This is a genomic window from Polaromonas sp., assembly GCF_029945895.1.
Classification (GTDB): Bacteria; Pseudomonadota; Gammaproteobacteria; order Burkholderiales; family Burkholderiaceae_C; genus Polaromonas.
In genome coordinates this window covers 1-19041 of the sequence record NZ_JAQSDL010000040.1, presented here as the reverse complement: position 1 = coordinate 19041, position 19041 = coordinate 1, and the positions used below count along the sequence as shown (strand labels likewise).

At 64.5% G+C, this 19041-nt stretch carries 21 protein-coding genes; 2 read left to right on the top strand and 19 right to left on the bottom strand.

Going from position 1 to position 19041, the window contains the following annotated elements:
• Positions 1–43: 43 nt before the first annotated feature.
• The 7 genes from PSV33_RS04720 to PSV33_RS04690 form a co-directional block, all read right to left on the bottom strand.
• Positions 44–1390 carry a DUF3422 family protein gene (locus PSV33_RS04720; protein ID WP_300559306.1) on the bottom strand — a complete coding sequence of 449 codons (1347 nt, stop codon included), beginning with the start codon at positions 1388–1390 and terminating at the stop codon, positions 44–46.
• Positions 1391–1504: 114 nt separating this feature from the next.
• Positions 1505–1951, bottom strand: coding sequence for an OsmC family protein (locus PSV33_RS04715; protein ID WP_300559303.1), 447 nt, complete (start codon positions 1949–1951; stop codon positions 1505–1507).
• A 2-nt stretch (positions 1952–1953) separates the two neighbouring features.
• Positions 1954–2178 (bottom strand): DUF2892 domain-containing protein, encoded by a 225-nt coding sequence (locus PSV33_RS04710; protein WP_300559301.1) that lies wholly within the window; start codon positions 2176–2178, stop codon positions 1954–1956.
• 36 nt (positions 2179–2214) lie between these two features.
• A complete protein-coding gene (locus PSV33_RS04705; protein WP_300559299.1) occupies positions 2215–3486 on the bottom strand; it encodes an FAD/NAD(P)-binding oxidoreductase in 1272 nt (423 codons plus the stop codon).
• 41 nt (positions 3487–3527) lie between these two features.
• Positions 3528–6824, bottom strand: a complete 3297-nt coding sequence (locus PSV33_RS04700; protein WP_300559296.1) for an efflux RND transporter permease subunit — start codon at positions 6822–6824, stop codon at positions 3528–3530.
• A 7-nt stretch (positions 6825–6831) separates the two neighbouring features.
• Entirely contained in the window at positions 6832–7911 is a 1080-nt protein-coding gene (locus tag PSV33_RS04695) for an efflux RND transporter periplasmic adaptor subunit (protein WP_300559293.1), read from the bottom strand.
• Between the two features lie 162 nt (positions 7912–8073).
• Positions 8074–8934, bottom strand: a complete 861-nt coding sequence (locus tag PSV33_RS04690) for an MBL fold metallo-hydrolase (RefSeq protein ID WP_300559290.1) — start codon at positions 8932–8934, stop codon at positions 8074–8076.
• Between the two features lie 102 nt (positions 8935–9036).
• On the opposite strand from PSV33_RS04690, the gene PSV33_RS04685 reads away from it, so the two are divergent.
• A complete protein-coding gene (locus PSV33_RS04685) occupies positions 9037–9369 on the top strand; it encodes a metalloregulator ArsR/SmtB family transcription factor (protein WP_300513338.1) in 333 nt (110 codons plus the stop codon).
• 21 nt (positions 9370–9390) lie between these two features.
• On the opposite strand, the gene PSV33_RS04680 is transcribed toward PSV33_RS04685, so the two are convergent.
• The 7 genes from PSV33_RS04680 to PSV33_RS04650 all read right to left on the bottom strand — a co-directional run bounded on the left by PSV33_RS04680 (position 9391) and on the right by PSV33_RS04650 (position 15070).
• Positions 9391–9720, bottom strand: coding sequence for a chaperone modulator CbpM (locus PSV33_RS04680; RefSeq protein ID WP_300559287.1), 330 nt, complete (start codon positions 9718–9720; stop codon positions 9391–9393).
• A complete protein-coding gene (locus PSV33_RS04675; RefSeq protein ID WP_300559284.1) occupies positions 9701–10627 on the bottom strand; it encodes a DnaJ C-terminal domain-containing protein in 927 nt (308 codons plus the stop codon). The genes PSV33_RS04680 and PSV33_RS04675 overlap by 20 nt, the downstream gene beginning before the upstream one ends.
• A 26-nt stretch (positions 10628–10653) precedes the next feature.
• Entirely contained in the window at positions 10654–11442 is a 789-nt protein-coding gene (gene fnr, locus PSV33_RS04670; protein ID WP_300559282.1) for a fumarate/nitrate reduction transcriptional regulator Fnr, read from the bottom strand.
• Between the two features lie 26 nt (positions 11443–11468).
• Positions 11469–11858 (bottom strand): response regulator transcription factor, encoded by a 390-nt coding sequence (locus tag PSV33_RS04665; RefSeq protein ID WP_300559279.1) that lies wholly within the window; start codon positions 11856–11858, stop codon positions 11469–11471.
• A gap of 173 nt (positions 11859–12031) precedes the next feature.
• Entirely contained in the window at positions 12032–12871 is an 840-nt protein-coding gene (locus PSV33_RS04660; protein ID WP_300559276.1) for a universal stress protein, read from the bottom strand.
• An 88-nt stretch (positions 12872–12959) separates the two neighbouring features.
• Positions 12960–13604: a response regulator transcription factor gene (locus PSV33_RS04655; RefSeq protein ID WP_300559273.1), complete on the bottom strand. Its 645-nt coding sequence runs from the start codon at positions 13602–13604 to the stop codon at positions 12960–12962.
• Complete coding sequence (locus PSV33_RS04650; RefSeq protein ID WP_300559270.1) at positions 13601–15070, bottom strand: PAS domain-containing sensor histidine kinase; 1470 nt, start codon at positions 15068–15070, stop codon at positions 13601–13603. The genes PSV33_RS04655 and PSV33_RS04650 overlap by 4 nt, the downstream gene beginning before the upstream one ends.
• Before the next feature lie 188 nt (positions 15071–15258).
• Between PSV33_RS04650 and PSV33_RS04645 the strand changes: the two genes are divergently transcribed.
• A complete protein-coding gene (locus PSV33_RS04645) occupies positions 15259–15729 on the top strand; it encodes a universal stress protein (protein ID WP_300559268.1) in 471 nt (156 codons plus the stop codon).
• 54 nt (positions 15730–15783) lie between these two features.
• Here the strand turns inward: PSV33_RS04645 and PSV33_RS04640 are convergent, their stop codons facing one another.
• The 5 genes from PSV33_RS04640 to PSV33_RS04620 form a co-directional block, all read right to left on the bottom strand.
• The gene (locus PSV33_RS04640; RefSeq protein ID WP_300559265.1) at positions 15784–16422 is read right to left on the bottom strand and encodes a phosphoribosyltransferase; all 639 of its coding nucleotides are present in this window, start codon (positions 16420–16422) and stop codon (positions 15784–15786) included.
• A gap of 43 nt (positions 16423–16465) precedes the next feature.
• Positions 16466–16747, bottom strand: coding sequence for a hypothetical protein (locus tag PSV33_RS04635; RefSeq protein WP_300559263.1), 282 nt, complete (start codon positions 16745–16747; stop codon positions 16466–16468).
• 23 nt (positions 16748–16770) lie between these two features.
• Positions 16771–17070 carry a FixH family protein gene (locus tag PSV33_RS04630; protein ID WP_300559261.1) on the bottom strand — a complete coding sequence of 100 codons (300 nt, stop codon included), beginning with the start codon at positions 17068–17070 and terminating at the stop codon, positions 16771–16773.
• Positions 17071–17096: 26 nt separating this feature from the next.
• Positions 17097–18515, bottom strand: a complete 1419-nt coding sequence (gene ccoG, locus PSV33_RS04625; RefSeq protein WP_300559258.1) for a cytochrome c oxidase accessory protein CcoG — start codon at positions 18513–18515, stop codon at positions 17097–17099.
• 20 nt (positions 18516–18535) lie between these two features.
• Positions 18536–19041 (bottom strand): c-type cytochrome (locus tag PSV33_RS04620; RefSeq protein WP_300559257.1); only part of this gene is annotated, 506 nt, incomplete at its 5' end.

Below are 19041 nucleotides of genomic sequence, written 5' to 3'. Positions count from 1 at the left end.
CGGGGGCAGCCTGCCCCGGCAGCTGCGCCGGACCTTCGGAAGGTCAGGGCGCACGGATTTTTTCGTGGATGCGGCGGGTGGTGCGCCACACGCCCCACAACACCAGCGGGATCAGGGCCCCGGCGGCGATCTCCGGATTGACGGGCGCACCCGCGGCCTTGAACGCCTTGCCCACATACAGCAGCAGGCTCACCACGTAATAGGAGATGGCCGCAATCGACAGGCCTTCCACCGTGGATTGCAGGCGCAGTTGCAGTTCCTGCCCGCGCGTGAGTTTTTCCAGCAATTGCTGGTTCTGCACCTCGGTGGCGATGTCCACCCGCGTGCGCAGCAGCGCGCTGGTGCGCGACACCCGCCCGGACAGGGAAGCCAGCCGCTGCGCGGTAGCCTCCACCGTGGCCATGGCCGGCGACAGGCGACGCTGCATGAATTCACCGAGGAGCTGGGTGCCGGGAATGGGTTTTTCGCGCAGCTCCGCGATGCGCTGGCCGACCAGCGCACTGTAGGCGCGCGTGGCCGAGAAGCGGTAGCTATGCTCGGCCGTGGCCCGCTCCACACGGGCCGCCAGCGACACCAGCGTGTCCAGCAGACCCTGGTCCGAAGCTGACTTGTTTTCCAGTCGCGCGGTGATGTCGGCCAGCTGCCCTTCGGCCTCGGCCAGCATCGGGCCCAGCGCCTTGGCTACGGGCAGGCCGCGCAGCGCCATCAACCGGTAGGTCTCGAGTTCCAGCAGGCGCTGGGAGATGCGGCCGGCACGCATGTCGGTCATGCCCGGCGGGGCGATCACCAGCATGCGCTCGAACCCGTCAGCGCCCAGGTGGAACTCGGTCACCGCCCACGAGTGGCCGTTGCCCAGCTGCGAGGCCACCACGGCCCGGCCGCCGAACCAGGCCAGTGCCTGTGCCATCAGCGCCGCCTCTCCGGACAGGTCGCCGTGAACCATGGCCAGCTGGATGGCCGCCACCGTGCGTCCGGGGATGCCCGGCAACCAGCCCGGCGCCACCACCGGGGCAGCCAGCAGGGGTGGCTCCGTGGCACCCAGCAGCGCGCTGTCAGGCAGCGCCTGCACGACGGCGTAACGCGTGAACTCGGTGTGACGTTCCCACTGCACGTTGTAGCCCTCACAGTGCAGGCTCAGGAAGTTGCCGTTCAGGCTGTCCTGCGGCAAATCCTGCTGGCCCGGCAGCCGGCGCAGATGCTCACATTCCTGCTCGCGCGTCACGCCGGCGTTGAGCACCGCCACATAGACGATGAGTGCCGGCAGGCACACGCGGGCCGATGGCCGCGCATGCAACTCGTTGTGCAGCACGGCACGCTGCGCGTCGTCGGGCGGCAGCAGTGCAAAAGACGCAGCGGAGAAGGCAGCAGTGGAAGGCAGGCTGGAAGTCATGGCCGGATACTACCGTTTTGATAGCGGTCTGCGCTTTCCCTATAAGGGCTAAGGCCAGTTTTCATGAGGGTCCCTCACCAACGGGAAGCGGAAGGCGTGGAAGATCGACACGGTTTATTTCAGGCGCTGCCCGGTACTGTCGGAAATCTCGATGGTGATCGGGATGCCCTGCCCCACACTCTGGGTGACGGTGCAGAAGGCCTCGAACTGCTCGATCACGCGCTCCAGGTGCTGCAGCGAGGCCGCAGGCACGCCCAGCGTCAACCGGGCGGTCATGGCCAGCACACGCAGGCGCCCTTCAGGGTTGCGGCCCACCTGCGAGGTGATGTCGCAGCGCATCGGCTCCGGGGTCTGCTTGAACTTGCGCAGCGCAAACAGCAGCGAATCGCTCAGGCAGTTGCCAACGGCCGCGCTGAGCAGCTGCACCGGCGAGGGCCCGAGACCCGTCCCCAGTGGCGCCGGCTCATCACCGGTCAGCAGCGGAATGTCGCCACCGAAGTGGATGTCAAACCGGTAGTCGTGCTGCTGGACCAGGCTGACCTGGACGAGGGTGTCGCTCATGGTCAGGCGCCGCAGGACACTTTGGACTCGGGCACGCCCAGCTTCTTCAGCATGAAGCCGAGCGGGCAGACGTTGGTGAAACCAAACTGGAACAGGTTGGCCCCCACAAAGGCGGTGAAGGCCAGGGCCCACTTGCTCACAAACAGCGGGCTGCCCTCAACGCCGAGCGCGAGGGAGGCCAGGATGAAGAGGCCGGCAAGGATGCGGATGTAACGTTCGACGGTCATGAAATTCTCCAGAGAGTTAAAAAGAAAAAAGCGGTTCTATTTCAGGCGCACGATGCCCAGGAGCTTGAGCACGTACTTCTCATACACCGGCTCCGAGTTGCCGGTTTTCATCTTGCGGATGAAATACTTCTCGAACGCGATCTTGGCCAGGTGCACCCATTTGCCCTTCTTGAACCAGTTCACGTTACGCGGTGGTATCTGCGGCAGGGCCACAAAAGCTGCTCCCGTGTCGCCCATGTCGGCCAGGCAGATCGCGTTCCAGGTGGCTTTCGCCTGCACCGGCCGGCCTGCAATTTCGTCGGCGATGTTGTGGGTGATCGCGGTCACCATGGTCTCTATCATGTAGCCGGTCTTGGGCGCACCCGTCGGTACCGGCGTGACCTCCACCGGCGGGATGGCGACGCAGACGCCGGCCGCAAAGATGCTGGGCCAGGCCTTGCTGCGCTGGTGTTCGTCGATCAGCACAAAGCCGCGCGGGTTGCACAGCCCCGGCACCGCCGCCACCGCGTCCACGCCCTTGAAGGCCGGCAGCATCATGGACAGCTTGAACGGGACTTCATGCTCCTTGTACAGGTTGCCGAGGTCATCGACCTGGGTAACAAACATTTTTCCGTCCTCGACGCGCGTGGTTTTGGCGTTGGTGATCCACTTCATGTCGTGGCCACGCATCTCCGACTCCATCATGGACTTGCTGTCACCGACACCGCCCAGGCCCAAGTGGCCGATGTAAGGCTCGCTGGTCACAAAGGTGATGGGCACCAGATGGCGCAGCTTGCGCTTGCGCAGGTCGGCGTCAAGGATGAAGGCGAATTCGTAGGCCGGCCCGAAACAGCTGGCCATCGGCATGGCGCCGACGACAACCGGGCCGGGGTTCTTGAGGAACTCCTGATACTCCGCCCAGAAGGCCTCCGCGTGCGCCACGGTGCACACGGAATGGGTGTGTCCGCCGTGGGGGCCGGCGCCCGGAACCTCGTCAAAACTGAGCTTGGGCCCGGTGGTGATGACCAGGTAGTCGTAGTCCAGGCTGTCGCCGCCTTCCAGCGTCAGGCGCCTGGCTTCGGGGTCGATGGTGGTGACGGCCTTGGGCACAAAGGCGATGCCCTTGCGCTCCAGCAGGGGCGCGATCTTGAGAACGATGTCGTCCCGCTTGCGCCAACCCACCGCCACCCAGGGGTTGGAAGGCACGAACTGGAAATAGTCCACCGCGCTGACCACCGTGATCTTGTGTTCAGGCGGCAGCAGTTCCCGCATTTCGTAGGCCGCGGGCATGCCGCCTATCCCGGCACCCATGATGATGATGTTGGCCATGTCATGTCTCCTTGGTTCAGGTTGAAAAGTCAGTTCGTCGCTCAGGCTTCACTGCGCGTAGCCGGCGGCGCCGCCCGGTGCTGGTACAGCGCGAAATAGAGAACCGGAATGACCACCAGTGTCAGCAGCGTGGACACCAGAATGCCGAAGATCAGTGCAATGGCCAGGCCGTTGAAGATGGGGTCGTCCAGGATGAAGAAGGCGCCAATCATGGCGGCCAGGCCGGTCAGCGCAATCGGCTGGGCGCGCACGGCGGCCGAGCTGACCACGGCCTCCTTGAAGGCCATGCCCTGCGCGACCTGCAGCTCAATGAAGTCCACCAGCAGGATGGAGTTGCGCACGATGATGCCGGCCAGCGCGATCATGCCGATCATGCTGGTGGCCGTGAACTGGGCATTGAGCAGCGCGTGTCCCGGCATCACGCCAATGATGGTCAGCGGAATGGGCGCCATGATCACCAGCGGCGCGAGGTAACTCCTGAACTGCGCCACCACCAGCAGGTAGATCAGGATCAGGCCCACGCCGTAGGCGGTGCCCATGTCGCGGAAAGTTTCATAGGTGATCTGCGACTCGCCGTCCCATTTGATGGCGTACTGGCGGTAGGGATCGGAGGGCTGGTGGATCCAGTATTCACCGAGCTCGCCGGTGTTGGGCAGCGCCGCCTCTGCCAGCTTGGGCCGGATGCCGAACAGGCCGTAGAGCGGCGAGTCGAGCTTGCCCGCCATGTCGCCAAACACATAGCTGACCGGCTGCAGGTCCTTGGTGAACAGCGGCTTGTTGATCACGCCCCGGTCCACGCGCACGAGTTCGGACAAGGGCACCATGCGGCCGTTGGCGGCCTTCATGGGCAGCGCCAGCAGGGCATCGAGCCCCACCTGGCTGTCCAGCGGAAGTTGCAGGCGAACCGGCACCGGGTTCTTGGACTGGCCATCGTGCATGTAGGCGGCATCAGCACCCGAGAGTGCGCCCTGCACCGTCTGGGCAATCGCCGCCACCGGAATGCCCAGCGACTCGGCGCGCTGGCGGCGCACCGTGAGGTGCGCGCGCGGCGCGTCTTCCTTGAGCGAGGTGTCGATGCCCACGATGTCGGGCGTGGCCGCAAAGGCGGCGGCGATGCGCCGGGCCAGTGCCTGGCGCCCGGCCTCGTCCGGGCCGTAGACCTCGGCCACCAGCGGGCTCATGACCGGCGGGCCGGGCGGCACTTCCACCACCTTGACCCGGGCCTGATGCCGCGCACCGATTTTTTCCAGTTCCGGGCGCAGGCGCTGGGCAATCACGTGGCTCTTGTCGCTGCGGTGATGCTTGTCGACCAGGTTGACCTGCAGGTCGCCCTGCTCGGCCTCGGCACGCAGGTAATACTGGCGCACCAGGCCGTTGAAGGTGATCGGGCTGGCCGTGCCGGCATAACCCTGCAGGTCACGCACCTCGGGTTGCTGCGCCAGGAAAGCGCCCAGCTCGTGCAGGGCGGCTGCGGTATTTTCCAGCGGCGTGCCGGCCGGCATGTCCACCACCACCTGGAACTCGCTCTTGTTGTCAAAGGGCAGCATCTTGAGCACCACCCACTGCACCATGGTCAGGCCGACCGACAGCAGCAAGGCCACCAGGATGCCGCCAAGCAACAGCCAGCGTTTGCGCGCGCTGTCGAGCAGGGGTGTGAGGATGCGTGTGAAAAAGCGCTGCAGCCTGGGGCCCAACCCCCCGGGCTTTGCCGTTGCCTCATGGCCGTGCCCGGCGCCGTGCGGCTTCATGAGTTTGAGCGCCAGCCAGGGCGTGACCGTGAAAGCAATCGCCAGTGAAATCGCCATGCCGAGGCTGGAGTTGATCGGGATCGGGCTCATGTAGGGGCCCATCAGGCCACTCACAAAAGCCATGGGCAGCAGTGCGGCAATCACCGTGAGGGTGGCCAGAATGGTCGGCCCGCCGACCTCGTCGACCGCACCGGGAATGATGTCGGCCAGCGACTTCTCCGGGTAGAGCTGCTGGTGGCGGTGGATGTTTTCCACCACCACAATGGCATCGTCCACCAGGATTCCGATGGAAAAAATGAGCGCGAACAGCGACACGCGGTTCAGCGTGAAGCCCCAGGCCCAGCTGGCAAACAGCGTGGCCATCAGCGTCAGGATCACGGCTGCGCCAACTATCACGGCCTCCCGGCGTCCCAGGGCGAAGCCCACCAGCAGAATCACCGAACCGGTTGCAAAGGCCAGCTTCTGGATCAGCTTGTTTGCTTTTTCTGCGGCGGTCTCTCCATAGTCGCGCGTGACGGTGGTCTGGATGTTGGCCGGGATCACCGTGTTGCGCAGTTCCTCCAGGCGGGCATTGGCCGCACGCGCCACATCCACGGCGTTTTCGCCCGGCTTCTTGGTCACGGTCAGCGTCACTGCCGGATAGACCTGGCCCGCCGCCGGTGGCGCTGCGGCCGTCGGGCTGCCGTCGGTCACGGCGGCGCCCGGCGTGAACCACACATAACGCTGCGGCAACTGGGCGCCGGCCTCGATGCGGGCCACCTCGCTCAGATAAACCGGCTTGCCGTTGCTGACACCAACGACCAGGGAGCCGATCTCCTCGGCGGAGGAAAGGAACTCGCCGGTCTCCACACTGAGCATCTGCGGGATCGGGCCCGACGGGTCCAGCACCGAGCCCGAGGGCATGCCGAAATTGGCAGCGGCCAGCGTCTGCTTGAGCCCCAGCACATCCACCCCGCGTTCCCTCAGGCGCACCGGGTCCAGCCACACAAACACGGCCCGGCCCGGGCCGCCTATGGTTTGCACTTCGCGTGCGCCCGGCACGCGCTTGAGTTCCATCTCCAGGGTGCGCGCCACCCGCTCGATATCGTTGGCGGCCAGTGCATCGCCACTCCAGAGCGTGACGGCCAGCACTGGCACGTCGTCAATGCCCTTGGGCTTGACGATGGGCGCGAGTGTGCCCAGGTCACGCGGCAGCCAGTCCTGGTTGGCGTTGAGCACGTCGTACAGGCGCACCAGCGCCTCGGTGCGCGGCACACCTACCTTGAATTGCACCGTCAGCACGGCCAGGCCGGGACGGGCCACAGAATAGGTATGCTCGATGCCGGCAATCTGGCTGAGCACCTGCTCGGCGGGCCGGGCCACCATGTTCTGCACGTTTTCGCTGCTGGCGCCGGGGAACGGGATCAGCACGTTGGCCATGGTCACGTTGATCTGCGGCTCCTCCTCGCGCGGCGTGACGAGCACGGCAAACAGCCCCAGCAGCAAGGCCACCAGGGCCAGCAGCGGCGTGATGGCATTGGACTGAAAGGCCGCCGCCATGCGGCCCGATGCGCCGAGACGGGTTGAACCGGAAGAGGTGGGCTCGTTCATGGTCACCTCAGCGCGCAGTGGCCTGCGGACGGGCACCGGACAGACCGGCGCGCACCGGGTCCAGCGCCACGCTGTCCCCGGCGGACAGGCCCGCCAGCACCTCCACACCAGCCGATCCATGGTCGGCACCCAACCGCACTGCCCTGAGCGCGAAACCCTGCCCGGCCACCACATACACCGCCGTCAACTCACCACGCCGGACCACGGCCGAAGCCGGTACCACCATGCGCTCGGACGCGCCACCGACAAAACGCACACGCACCTGCTGGCCCGGCACCAGGCCCTCCGCGCCGGCGCTCGGCAGCTCCAGCCGCCACTCGATGGTCTGCGATACCGGGTCCGCCGAGGGCAGCACACTGCGGGCCACCGGGACGAGCCACTGCGATCCGGTCTTGCCGGCCGGACCCTGGATGTCCACCCGGCTGGCCGACCGGGCAATGTCGCCCAGCGACGCCGGTACCTGCACCACGGCACGCAAAGGCAGCGGCGCATAAAGCGTCAGGAGGGGCGTCCCCGGCATGGCCAGATCACCCGCTTCGCTCAGGGTCTGCAACACCCAGCCGTCATAAGGAGCGGTCACGCGCGTGAAGCCTTGCGCCAGTGCCGACTGGCGGGAACCGGCGGCGGCCTGGTCGCGCCCGGCCTGCGCGGCGTTAAGCTGCGTATTGGCGGTGTCGAGTGCAGCCTTGCTGACAAAGCCCATGGCCTGCAGCTCACGGGAACGCTCGGCGTTGGCCCGGGCATTGCGCAACTCGGCCTCGGCCTGCGCCACCTGCGCCTGGCTGCGCTGCACGCCGGTCTGGGTCTCGCGATCATCAATGGTGGCCAGCAACTGTCCGGCACGAACCCGGTCCCCCGCCTTCACCAGCAGGGACGCCACACGTCCCGACGCCTGCGCCGACAAGGTGCTTTGCTGCACCGGCTGGACCACACCATCGAGCTCGAAGCCCGTGGGCACGGCCTTCGCCCGGATCTGTACCACCGGCACCTCGACGGCCGTGACAGCGCGCGCCGAAGCAGCGCTGAGCGTCAGGCCCAGCAGCACGGCGAGCACCGGAAAAGCGGGAAACCGCAACTTTTTCATCATTTGTCCTTTGTCATGCGCGAGGTCGCCGGGCGCCAGCGTCCAGAGCTGCAACCTGTTTTTCCATAGTGGGTTCAACAGCTGTTTCTGCACTTGCTTCATGTCAATGTCCCGCTTCTTTTGCAGCCAGGCATCTTCTTTTTCCGAATGGGAAGTCGCGCTGAATCACAGCGCATTGAGCGGAATCTTGAGGTAGGACACGCCGTTGTCCTCCGCGGGGGGCATCTCGCCAGCGCGGATATTGACCTGCACCGACGGCAGGATCAGGTTGGGCATGTCAAGGGTGGCGTCCCGGGCGGTGCGCATCTTCACGAACTCTTCTTCGCCCACGCCGTCATGGACATGGATGTTCCTGGCGCGCTGCTCGGCAACCGTGGTTTCCCAAGCTGGAGACCGGCCTGCGGGCGGGTAGTCATGGCACATGAACAGGCGGGTTTCAGGCGGAAAGTCCAGCAGCTTGCGCACGGAACGGTACAGAGCGGAGGCGTCCCCGCCAGGAAAGTCACAGCGCGCCGTGCCGACATCGGGCATGAACAGCGTGTCGCCGACGAATACGGCATCGCCGAGTCGGTAGGCCATGCAGGCCGGCGTATGGCCGGGGACGCACAAGGCGCGCATCTCGAGTGCACCCATGGCCAGGGTCTCGCCATCCTGCACCAGGTGGTCGAACTGGCGACCATCGGTCAGGAATCCGGGCTCGAGGTTGAAGATACGCTTGAACGTGGCCTGAACCTGGGTGATGGCCGCCCCGATGGCGATCTTCCCGCCCAGCTTCCCGCGCAGATAGTGCGCGGCAGACAGGTGGTCCGCATGGGCATGGGTTTCCAGGATCCACGCCACCTGCAGCCTGTTGTCCTGCACGAAAGCCGCCAGTTTGTCGGCAGAGGTGGTCCGGGTGCGGCCGGACCTGGCGTCGTAGTCCAGCACGGGGTCGACGATGGCGCAGGCCCCGCCCTGCTTCTCCTGGACCACGTGGCTGACGGTCCAGGTGTCGGGGTCAAAAAAGCTGGTGACAATCGGTGTCATGTCTTGTTTTCCGGTTTGTTCCGTTTTGATTTCTAAAGTATATTTAAATACATTATATTTGTCAATATAATATCATTGTCGCAAATCAAAAGGAGTTTTTTCATGCCCGCAGACACCGTGATGGATCTCGGCAACCTGCGCAGTTCTGCCGATGCCGCCTGCCGACTGATGAAAGTGCTTTCCAATCCGGATCGCCTGCTCTTGCTGTGCCAGCTGGCCCAGGGCGAGATGCGCGTCGGCGAGCTGGAGGAGTCGGTCGGCATCCTGCAGCCCACACTGTCGCAACAGCTTGGTGTGTTGCGCGACGAGGGCCTGGTCAGCACCCGCCGCGACGGCAAGGCCATTTATTACCGCATCGACAGCCCGCAGGCGCTCGACGTGATGAAGGTTCTCTACGACCAGTTCTGCAGCGTTCCCGGCAAGAAAAAGCGCTGACCCCCGCTGAACCTGGCGGGGTTAGGCCGGCGCGTTGCCGGGCAGTTGCGCCTGCAGGGACAGCAGCTGGCGCTCCAGCACCTCGATGCGGTTCAGGTAACCAAGCAGGAGCCCGACCGTGAACAGATCCAGGTCGAAATCCTGGCGCAGCTTGCCAGCCGTGCGGAGCGGCACGACGCATTCGGCACTGAACAGGCGCTCCTGCCGCCCATCCCCCGTCGGCACAAGGACGCCATAGTCCGTCAGTTCGTCCAGTTCATCCACGCTCATGGCGCAGATTTGTGCGAGTTCAGCCAGGGTCACCGCCTCGCGTGCATCGAGCCAGGCAACGTCAAACAGCTGTTTTTCCATGAGACTTCTCCCTCCCCGCTGGTTCGCGCGGGTTGAAATGCGAGGTTTTTGCCAACTCCCCGAAGAGCTCGCGCTCCCGTTCGGTCAGGTGGGCGGGCACGTCGATGCGCACGGCGGCGTACAGGTCGCCACGCCCGCTGCGGCCATCGGTCAGACCCCGGCCCCGCAGGCGCAGCTTGCGGCCCGAGTGTGTTCCCGGCGGCACGGTGAGAAGCACCGGCCCGTCCAGCGTCGGCACTTCCACGTCCGCACCGAGCGCTGCTTCCCAGGGTGTCAGCGCCAGATCAAAGTACAGGTCGTGGTGATCCGGACGAAACACCTGATGCGCTGCCAGCGTGATGTGCAGGTAAATGTCGCCATCCGTACCCCCGTTGCTGCCCTTTCCACCCTTGCCCCGCAAGCGCAACTTCTGGCCCTCGGTCACGCCAGGCGGAATGGTGACCTCCAGCGCGCGTTCACCTTCATCATCGGCCAGATTGAGATTGACGCTGGCGCCCCGGTGCGCGTCTTCCAGCGTGATGCGAATGCTGGTCTCATAGTCACGCCCGCGCACCGGGACAGGTTCCCGGGCCGACCTTTGCCCCCGGCCCATCGCCGCCAGCAGATCGGCCAGATCAACCCCCTCGAACCCCTGGCCGTCCGCACCGAAATCATGGCGCCACTGCGGCGGCGGTGCAAACTCCTCCCCGGCAGGACGGCGTCCCAACTGGTCGTAAGCCGCACGTTTTTCGGGGTCCTTGAGCGTCGCATACGCTTCACCTGCTTCCTTGAAGCGGGCCTCGGCATCGGGCGCCTTGGACACGTCGGGATGGTGCTGGCGCGCGAGCTTGCGGTAGGCCTTCTTGATCTGCTCGGCGTCCGCATCGCGGGGCACACCCAGGGCAGCGTAATAGTCCTTGTACTTCATGCCAGGGCTCGCCGCTCAACCCGCGTTCAGTGAACGCGTGTCTCGAAAGCCCGGGTCAGGCCGTCCAGGTCGGTGATTCGGATGTGGCGCTTGTCCACCTCCAGCAGGCGCTGCTGCTGAAAGGCCGAGAAAGTCCGGCTCACGGTTTCAAGGGTCATGCCGAGATAACTGCCGATCTCGGCGCGCGACATGCGCAGATGGAACTCGGTGGCAGAATACCCGCGCGCCTTCATGCGCTGCGACAGGTTCAACAAAAATGCCGCCAGCCTCTCCTCGGCATTCATGCTGCCCAGCAATACCATGAGGCTGTGCTCGCGCACGATCTCGCGGCTCATCAGCCGGGTGACCACATGCTGCATGCCGGGGTTGCCAGCCGCCACTTCGGCGAAATGGGCAAAGGGTATGGCGCACACCTCGGTGTCTTCCAGCGCGGTGGTGCTGCTGGCATGGGCGCCGTTGGCGACGCCATCCAGGCCCATCAGTTCACCAGCCATGTAAAAACCGCCCACCTGCTCACGGCCATCTGCCAGCATCAGGCTGGACTTGAAGGTGCCGCTGCGCACGGCATAGATGAACTGGAAACGGTCCCCTTCGCGGTACAGCGTCTGGGCAGCTTTCACCTTGCGCCGGCTGAACATCAGGCCGTCCAGCCGCTCCACGTCGCTGCCTGTCATGCCACAGGGAAGACACAGGTCGCGCAGATGGCAGGTCGAGCAATGGGTCATGAGCGGCGCGACCGCTGCGGTCGCGGGAACAGCTTGCCGGGGCACGATGCGGACAGGGGCGGCGACGGTGTTGAGGATGGCTGCAGACATGGGATTCTCCTTGGGGGATTCAGGCGTCAGCACGCGACATACGGGGCGACTTTCGCCACCGTCTGAACGAGCTGATCAAATTCGGTGCTTTTGTCGAGAAAAGCTTCGGCGCCCTCCCCGAAATAACGTTTTCGGTAGGCGGGGCCGGAATTGCTGCTGAACACCACAAAGGCGATGCCCGGTGCGGCCAGGTGGACGGCGCGCAGAACCTGCAGCCCGGAGCCGCCTTCGAGCTGGACGTCCAGCACCACCACATCGGGCGACGCGGCCAGGATGCCGTCAATGGCATCCTGCGGCGTGGCAGCCGAACCGACGACGCGTATTGCGCTGGCTTCGAGCATGGCGGTAACACGGTCCCGGATCAGGACCGAGTCATCGGCGATAAAAACTTTGAGAGGCGCTTGGCGGGAAGACATGGCTCCTACTGTGGCCGCAACCGGACCTGGCGGCCATAGGCAGCGGCTGAATGCACCCCTCGGAGAAGTCCGGATTCAGAAGACCGGAGCGCCTACCCCTTCTAGGAATAATCCGAGCGCAGGGAGGTGCCGGGCATTGGCGCCCCCTCAAACGTCACGCCGTGACCGCTCCGTCAGTGCGCCATGAGCACCGGCAGGGTCATGGACCGCAACACGGTACGGGACGTGCCGCCCAGCACCCACTCGCGCGCGCGGCTGTGGCCGTAGCAGCCCATCACCAGCAGGTCGGCCCCGAGGTCGAAGGCACGCGACAGCAGCAACTCACCGAGCAACTCGGGCTCTCCCGTCTCGCGATGCCAGGTCGCGTCCACCCCGTGCAGTTTGAGATAACTGTCCAGGTCCAGTCGCTGACCGCTCACCGCCTCGTCCGTGTCCGACCAGGAAAGGACATGCACGCGCCTGGCCCGTTGCAGCATGGGCAGCGCAGCACTGACCGCCCGGGCCGCCTCGCGCGTCGGTTTCCAGGCAAGCACCACGGTGTCTCCGATGGACGATGGGGCGCCGATGTAGGGCAGGATCAGGGCCGGTTTGCCGCTGGCGACCATCACAGACTCGGCAAAATCGACCGGCACGCCGGTCGCGGGCGTACTGGCGGGATCGTGCTGGCCGAGCACCAGCAGGTCCGCATACAGGGCCTGCTCGGCAAAGACCCCCATGACCGGATCATCGCCCGCTTCGGCCCAGGCAGCCTGCATGCCTGGCATCGTCTGCACGCGATCGAAAGCTGCGCGGGCGCGCGAGCGCAATTCGTCATCCATCTCGCGCAAGGCCGCTGCCACGCCCGGACCGACCTCGGGCGCAAAAGGCAGCGCCACGAAACTGGGGGTCACGGCGTAAAGGCCGGTCACGGCCGCGCCGTAAGCCTGCCCGATACGGCACCCTGCTTCCAGGCGTTGCGGGGCCTGCGGCGAGGCGTCCAGATGAACCAGCAGTTGCGTGAGGAATGTTTTCATGGAGCGGCTCCTTGACCATTGCGTTCCCGCCACCTTAGGGGACAGACGCCGCCAGCGGCTTGACGAAGGTCAAGCGCCGGTCAAGGGCTCAGGGCTCCAGCGGCTCCGACACGCCGTGCTTGATGGCGTAACGGATCAACTCGCTCTGGTTTTGCAGACCCATCTTCTGCATCAGGTTGGCCTTGTGGGTGCTGATGGTTTTCACCGAAAGTTTCAGGCGCGTGGCGATGTCCGTCACGGAAATGCCGGCAGCAATCAGGCGAAACACCTCGAATTCGCGGTTCGACAGCGACTCGTGCGGTGCCGAGGTTCCGCCTGGCATCGCACTCAGGGCAAGCTGCTCGGCGACTTCGGCGCTGATGAAGGCCCCGCCAGCCGCGATCTTGCGGATGGCCTGCTCCAACTGCCCAGGGGCACTCTCCTTGGTCAGGTAGCCGCTGGCCCCGGACTTGATGGCGCGCACGGCATACTGAAGCTCCTGATGCATGCTGAGCACAAGAATCCGCACTTTCGGTTTTTCACTGCGCACCAGCTTGATCAGTTCCATGCCGCTGCGGCCCGGCATGGACAGGTCCAGCACCAGGACATCAAACTCGAATTCACGCACGCGCTGCATGACCTCGGTTCCGTCGGCCGCTTCGGCCAGCACCCGCAGGTCATCCGCTGAAGAGACGATGCGCTTGAGACCTTCGCGAACAATAGCGTGGTCATCGGCAATCACTATCCTGATCACCGGGCAGTCTCCGCTTCGGGCACAGGAATGGTCACGTCGATGCGCGTACCTTGCCCCGGCGCACTGTCAATGCTGACGCGTCCGTTGAGCAATTGCGCCCGCTCATGCAAACCCATCAGCCCCAACGACTGCGGCTTGCGCGGCATCCCCGTCACGAATCCCTGGCCGTTGTCGCGTACCGACAGCATGATCTGGCCAGGCAGGCTGTCGATGGCTACAGCCACTTCGCTCGCGCCGGCGTGTTTGGCAACATTGGCCAGCGCCTCCTGAACGATGCGAAAAACGGCAGTGGCATAAGGCTCCTGCAGCTCCAGGTCCTCGTGGGCTGAAAGCGTGCAGGCCACACCCGTGCGCTGGCTGAAGTTATGGACCAGCCACTCGATGGCGGCCAGCAAGCCCAGGTCGTCCAGCAACAACGGCCGCAGGTCAGCGGCAATGCGGCGCGTGGAAGCCACCATGCCATCCACCATCGTCAGCATGTCAGTCAGTTTGGCCGCGGCCAGATCGGGCGCCTCGCGGGTGTTGTCGCGCACCCAGATGGTGTCCATCTTCAGCGCCGTCAGCGACTGCGCCAGCTCGTCGTGCAACTCACGGGCCACCCGGGTTTTTTCTTCCTCGCGCGCGGCATTCACGGCAGCTGCAAAGGCACTGCGTTCCTGCTGGGCCCGGACCCGCTCGGTCACGTCGCGCAGGATCACCGTGTAAAGTTTCCCGTCGGCCGTGTCGAGCTGGGAGATGGAGGCGTCCATCGGGAATTCCTCCCCGCTGGCGCGCAATCCGTAAATCAAGGAGCCATCACCCATGCGTCGGGAGGTGACGCCGGTTGCCGAGAACCGGCGTACGTGTTCATCGTGACCGGCGCGAAAGCGTTCGGGCATGAGCTCGCCCAGAGGCTGGCCCAGGGCCCGCCCGCTCGGCCAGCCGAAGATTTTTTCAGCCGCGCGGTTGTACATCACGATCTGCTGCTTGTCGTTCACGGTGATGATTCCGTCCATGGCGGAGTCCAGCAGGGCCGCCAGGCGCGCATGTTCGTCTTCCGCAAGCAGCCGACCGGTGATGTCGCGCAGAATCACCGTGAACAGCTTCCCGTCCGGTGTGTCCAGATGCGAAATAGAAGCATCCAGCGGAAACTCCTCCCCGTTGGCGCGCAGGCCGTAAACCACATTGCGCGTGCCCATACGCCGCGATGTCACGCCAGTGGTTCCGAAACGCTCGACATGCCCGGCATGTCCTTGCCGGAAACGGCCGGGAATCAACCTCTGGAGGGACTGGTGCATGACCTCCTGCTGCGGCCATCCGAAGATTGTTTCGGCTGCGCGGTTGTACAAGACAATGTTCTGGTTCTCATCCACCGTGATGATGGCATCCATGGCCGAGTCCAGCACCCCCGCAAGCAGAGCCGCTGCGCTGCCGGGGTTATCAGCAAGTGAGGCTGTGTCCAGGAGACCGATAGGAGAAAAATCCATGCCTCAGTGTAGCAATGACCAAAAGTACTCATTTTTTGTCCCAAACCGGGTGGCGACAACCCGGGACCAGGCTGACACTCTCCCTCTGTCCAGTTCCCCGATCAAAGGCCGTTGATCCACATCAATGGCTTTCCTCCACCACCCCTTCACACTGAATCCAACCAAGGCAGCCTTTGAAGGAATCGATCATGTACCAGCGCATACTTGTCCCCGTCGATGGCAGCGATACCTCCAACAAGGCCCTGACAGCGGCCCTGCAACTCGCCAGGGATGCTGGTGGCCGGGTCCGTCTTGTTCATGTGCTGGAGGAGTTGAGTTACCTGAGCGGTTATGAACAGTTTGGCGGCTATTCTGGAGACATGACCCGGATCATGCGCGACTCCGGGACGCAGATCCTCAATGACGCCAAGGCCATCGCCGCCGCCGCCGGCGTGGAGGCGGACACGATGCTTTTCGACACTCTGGGAGAGCGTCTCGCCGAGACGGTGGCCGAGGCAGCCAGGCAATGGAAAGCAGATCTGGTGGTTGTCGGTACCCATGGCCGACGCGGCGTCGGGCGCATGTTGCTGGGTAGCGGAGCCGAGCAGGTCATCCGGCTTGCCCCGGTGCCGGTGCTGGTGATCCGATCGGAGACGGAAAGCCAGCCAGCCGCTCACTGAAGTGGGGGCAAGGATACACGGGCTGACTTGGGCGGGCTGACCTGGGAGCGCGCTTCAGGACGCGGCCAGCAGCGTGCGTACCTTCTCGTCGCCGACCGGTGTGAAGTTGCGGTAGCAGCTTCCGACACCGCAGAAATCCGGCGGACTCAGGGCGCAGACAAACTCATCCGCCGCGGTCCCAATCCATTCCTGCGCACCGGGGGGCGCGACCGGCACAGCCACCACAATCCAGGCGGGCTTGGCCGACCGCAAAGCCATCAGCGCGGCGCACATCGAGGCTCCGGTGGCTACACCATCGTCCACCACAATGACCGTGCGACCTTCGATGCGTACGGCTTTCCTTGACCCGCGATACAGCGCATCGATGCGCGCCAGTTCCCGGCTCTGGGTCGCGACGATCTCCTCGAGCTGCTGCGGGCTCAGCCCGCTGGCAACCAGTACCTTGGGATCGATGTACCTTGCGCCGCCGCTGGCAATGGCACCCAGGGCCAGATCGGGACGGCCCGAAACCCCCATCTTCCGCACAACCAGCAAGTCAAGTTCGGCAATCAGCGCCCGGGCCACTTCCCACGCCACCGGCACGCCGCCACGCGCCAGTGCCAGCACAACGACATCGTCGCGTCCCGCATATGCCTGCAGGTGGGAGGCCAAGACACGACCAGCGTCGGCGCGGTCTTCGAACAGGGTGGTCATGACCGTGCCGTGCTGAAATACGCCAGTGCACCCCGTATCCGCATTACCGCGGGCGGCAACTGTCCGGACGATCGCCCGTGGGGACGGGACAGCGGTTGACCTCGGCAGAAGACATTCCCAGCAGCGCGGTCAATGCGCTCGACACCATGCACACCATCCAGAATATAAAAAAAGACGCGGTGTACACGCCCTGCCGCGAAAGCCCAAGCGGCTGGCCGGACCAGTGCAGATCTCCCGGATCCACCACTGCAAAAACAAGCAGCTCAAGCGCGCAAGCACCCAGGAACGCGGGCCACGCGATCCACATCAGTTTCTGGTTCCACATGGCTGTCTCCGTCTGTTGGTGGTTCAGCGCTGTCCGGCCGGCGCAGGAGTGGCACCGGGCGGCGTGGCGGCATGGTTGCGCCCCTGCACCGCTGGCATGAGGGATTTGTCCTTCTCTGCGGCAAGCGTCTTGTTGATTTCGATGCCTTTCCGGTAGTAGTCTTCGTCCACCAGGGTTTCGGGGTTGACCAAGGCAAGCCAGAGCGTTGCAAAACCGGCCACCACCACGATGGCGGGACCGGCAATCACCATCCAGACATAGCCGAATTTCCACCAGGGTGCGGGCGCCATCTGGGGGGCCCGGGGGGCCTGGACAATACTCATGTTGTTTTCCTTCATGGTGCTCTCCATCATCGCGGGACAAGGAAAATGGACTTCTCGCTCACATGGCTCTCGCCTGCAAGGTCACTGACTTTGAACTCGATCGCGTGGGATCCGGGGGTAGCCGACCCGTAGCCGATCTGCAGGCGTACCGGCACCCAGCGCGACTCGGCGGGCCCGATATCGACTTCGGACTCCGAAGCCAGTGCCAGACCTTCCAGACCGGACGCCGTGATGCGGTAACGCTGCGGCTGCTCGGTGGCGTTCATGATCTGCAGCCGATACACGTTCTCCAGCTTGCCGCCGGCCACGATGCGCGATAACGCTGCGCGGTCCCTCACCACGTCCACCTTCAGCGGCGTGCGTTCAAGCAGGCTCCACATGAGTCCGACACAGAGCGCCAGAAGAATCACACTGTAGACCAGCACACGCGGGCGCCGCACCCTGCGCCACAACTCGGCCTTATTCCACTGACCAGCCATGGCGTTCTGGGTGCTGAAGCGGATCAGCCCGCGGGGGTAATTCATCTTGTCCATCACGGTATCGCACACGTCAACGCACGCCGCGCAACCGATACATTCGTACTGCAGTCCCTCGCGGATGTCGATGCCCGTCGGGCAGACCTGCACGCACAGGGTGCAATCCACACAGGCCCCCAACGCGAGCGTGGACAGGTCGGCCTTGCGCGAGCGAGCGCCGCGGGGCTCACCACGAGCGGTGTCATAACTCACGATCAAGGTGTCCCGGTCAAACATGGCGCTCTGGAAGCGGGCATAAGGACACATGTATTTGCACACCTGCTCGCGAAGAAAACCGGCGTTTCCGTAGGTGGCGATGGCGTAGAAGTTCACCCAGAACCACTCCCAGGGGCCGAACGACAGCGTGAAAGCCTGCGCCCATAAAGTCTGGATCGGGGTGAAGTAGCCCACAAAGGTGAAGCCGGTCCACAGCGACAGGGCGATCCATAAAAAGTGTTTGCTACCCTTTTTCAGCAGCTTGCGCGCCGAAGCCGGCTCCGCATCCAGTCGCATGCGCGCGCTACGATCACCCTCGACCTTGCGCTCGATCCAGAGGAAGATCTCGGTATAGACGGTCTGCGGGCAGGTGAACCCGCACCACAGCCGGCCCGCCACCGCCGTAAAAAGGAACAATGACAGCGCGCTGATGACCAACAGACCTGTCAGGTAGATGAAGTCCTGAGGATACAAAACGACGCCGAACAGGTAGAAGCGGCGCGCCCCCAGGTCAAACAACACCGCCTGCCGCTGACCCCATTCCAGCCAGGGCAGCCCGTAAAACACCAGTTGGGTCAGGAACACGAAAAACCAGCGCCAACGGGCGAACAACCCGGTCACCGAACGCGGATACAGCTTCTTCTGCGCCTCGTACAGCGATATCTCTTCCTCGGGAACGATGGGGATGATCTTGCGGACCGGGGTTTCCTGCACGGCGTGAACTCTTTCGGTTATCAGGGGCGCGCGGTCGCGAGCGTCGCCGGCTTGTTGGACAGGCCCCAGACGTAGGCCGACAACACATGGATCTGCGCTTCGGTCAGTTTGCCTGCCTGGGCCGGCATGACATTGACCTTGCCGTTATTGACCATGCTGACGATGGCCTGTTCGCCCCAGCCGTGCAGCCATATGTCGTCCGTGAGGTTGGGCGCACCCAGGGCCTGGTTGCCTTTGCCGTCCATCCCGTGACAGGCGGCACAAGCCGTGAACTTGGCCTTGCCGAGCTGGGAGCGCAGCGAGTCGTGCGGACTGCCGGACAGGCTGAGCACATAGTGAGCCACATTCTTCACGTCATCGGGGGTACCCACGGCCGCTGCCATGGGCGGCATGTTGCCCTGCCGGCCCAGAGTGAGGGTCTCGACAAGCTTGGCAGGCGCACCGCCGTGCAGCCAGTCACCATCGGTCAGATTGGGGAAACCCTTGCTGCCGCGTGCGTCCGAGCCGTGGCACTGGGCGCAGTTGT

What these genes read in the sequence shown, in the direction of transcription:
- PSV33_RS04715 (WP_300559303.1), bottom strand. Translation starts at nt 1,951, where the DNA reads ATGAGCGACACCCTCGTCCAGGTCAGCCTGGTCCAGCAGCACGACTAC.
- PSV33_RS04675 (WP_300559284.1), bottom strand. Translation starts at nt 10,627, where the DNA reads ATGAAGTACAAGGACTATTACGCTGCCCTGGGTGTGCCCCGCGATGCG.
- PSV33_RS04700 (WP_300559296.1), bottom strand. Translation starts at nt 6,824, where the DNA reads ATGAACGAGCCCACCTCTTCCGGTTCAACCCGTCTCGGCGCATCGGGC.
- PSV33_RS04695 (WP_300559293.1), bottom strand. Translation starts at nt 7,911, where the DNA reads ATGATGAAAAAGTTGCGGTTTCCCGCTTTTCCGGTGCTCGCCGTGCTG.
- PSV33_RS04705 (WP_300559299.1), bottom strand. Translation starts at nt 3,486, where the DNA reads ATGGCCAACATCATCATCATGGGTGCCGGGATAGGCGGCATGCCCGCG.
- PSV33_RS04630 (WP_300559261.1), bottom strand. Translation starts at nt 17,070, where the DNA reads ATGAGTATTGTCCAGGCCCCCCGGGCCCCCCAGATGGCGCCCGCACCC.
- PSV33_RS04660 (WP_300559276.1), bottom strand. Translation starts at nt 12,871, where the DNA reads ATGAAAACATTCCTCACGCAACTGCTGGTTCATCTGGACGCCTCGCCG.
- PSV33_RS04690 (WP_300559290.1), bottom strand. Translation starts at nt 8,934, where the DNA reads ATGACACCGATTGTCACCAGCTTTTTTGACCCCGACACCTGGACCGTC.
- PSV33_RS04685 (WP_300513338.1), top strand. Translation starts at nt 9,037, where the DNA reads ATGCCCGCAGACACCGTGATGGATCTCGGCAACCTGCGCAGTTCTGCC.
- PSV33_RS04645 (WP_300559268.1), top strand. Translation starts at nt 15,259, where the DNA reads ATGTACCAGCGCATACTTGTCCCCGTCGATGGCAGCGATACCTCCAAC.
- PSV33_RS04710 (WP_300559301.1), bottom strand. Translation starts at nt 2,178, where the DNA reads ATGACCGTCGAACGTTACATCCGCATCCTTGCCGGCCTCTTCATCCTG.
- fnr (WP_300559282.1), bottom strand. Translation starts at nt 11,442, where the DNA reads ATGTCTGCAGCCATCCTCAACACCGTCGCCGCCCCTGTCCGCATCGTG.
- PSV33_RS04665 (WP_300559279.1), bottom strand. Translation starts at nt 11,858, where the DNA reads ATGTCTTCCCGCCAAGCGCCTCTCAAAGTTTTTATCGCCGATGACTCG.
- PSV33_RS04680 (WP_300559287.1), bottom strand. Translation starts at nt 9,720, where the DNA reads ATGGAAAAACAGCTGTTTGACGTTGCCTGGCTCGATGCACGCGAGGCG.
- PSV33_RS04650 (WP_300559270.1), bottom strand. Translation starts at nt 15,070, where the DNA reads ATGGATTTTTCTCCTATCGGTCTCCTGGACACAGCCTCACTTGCTGAT.
- PSV33_RS04640 (WP_300559265.1), bottom strand. Translation starts at nt 16,422, where the DNA reads ATGACCACCCTGTTCGAAGACCGCGCCGACGCTGGTCGTGTCTTGGCC.
- PSV33_RS04635 (WP_300559263.1), bottom strand. Translation starts at nt 16,747, where the DNA reads ATGTGGAACCAGAAACTGATGTGGATCGCGTGGCCCGCGTTCCTGGGT.
- PSV33_RS04720 (WP_300559306.1), bottom strand. Translation starts at nt 1,390, where the DNA reads ATGACTTCCAGCCTGCCTTCCACTGCTGCCTTCTCCGCTGCGTCTTTT.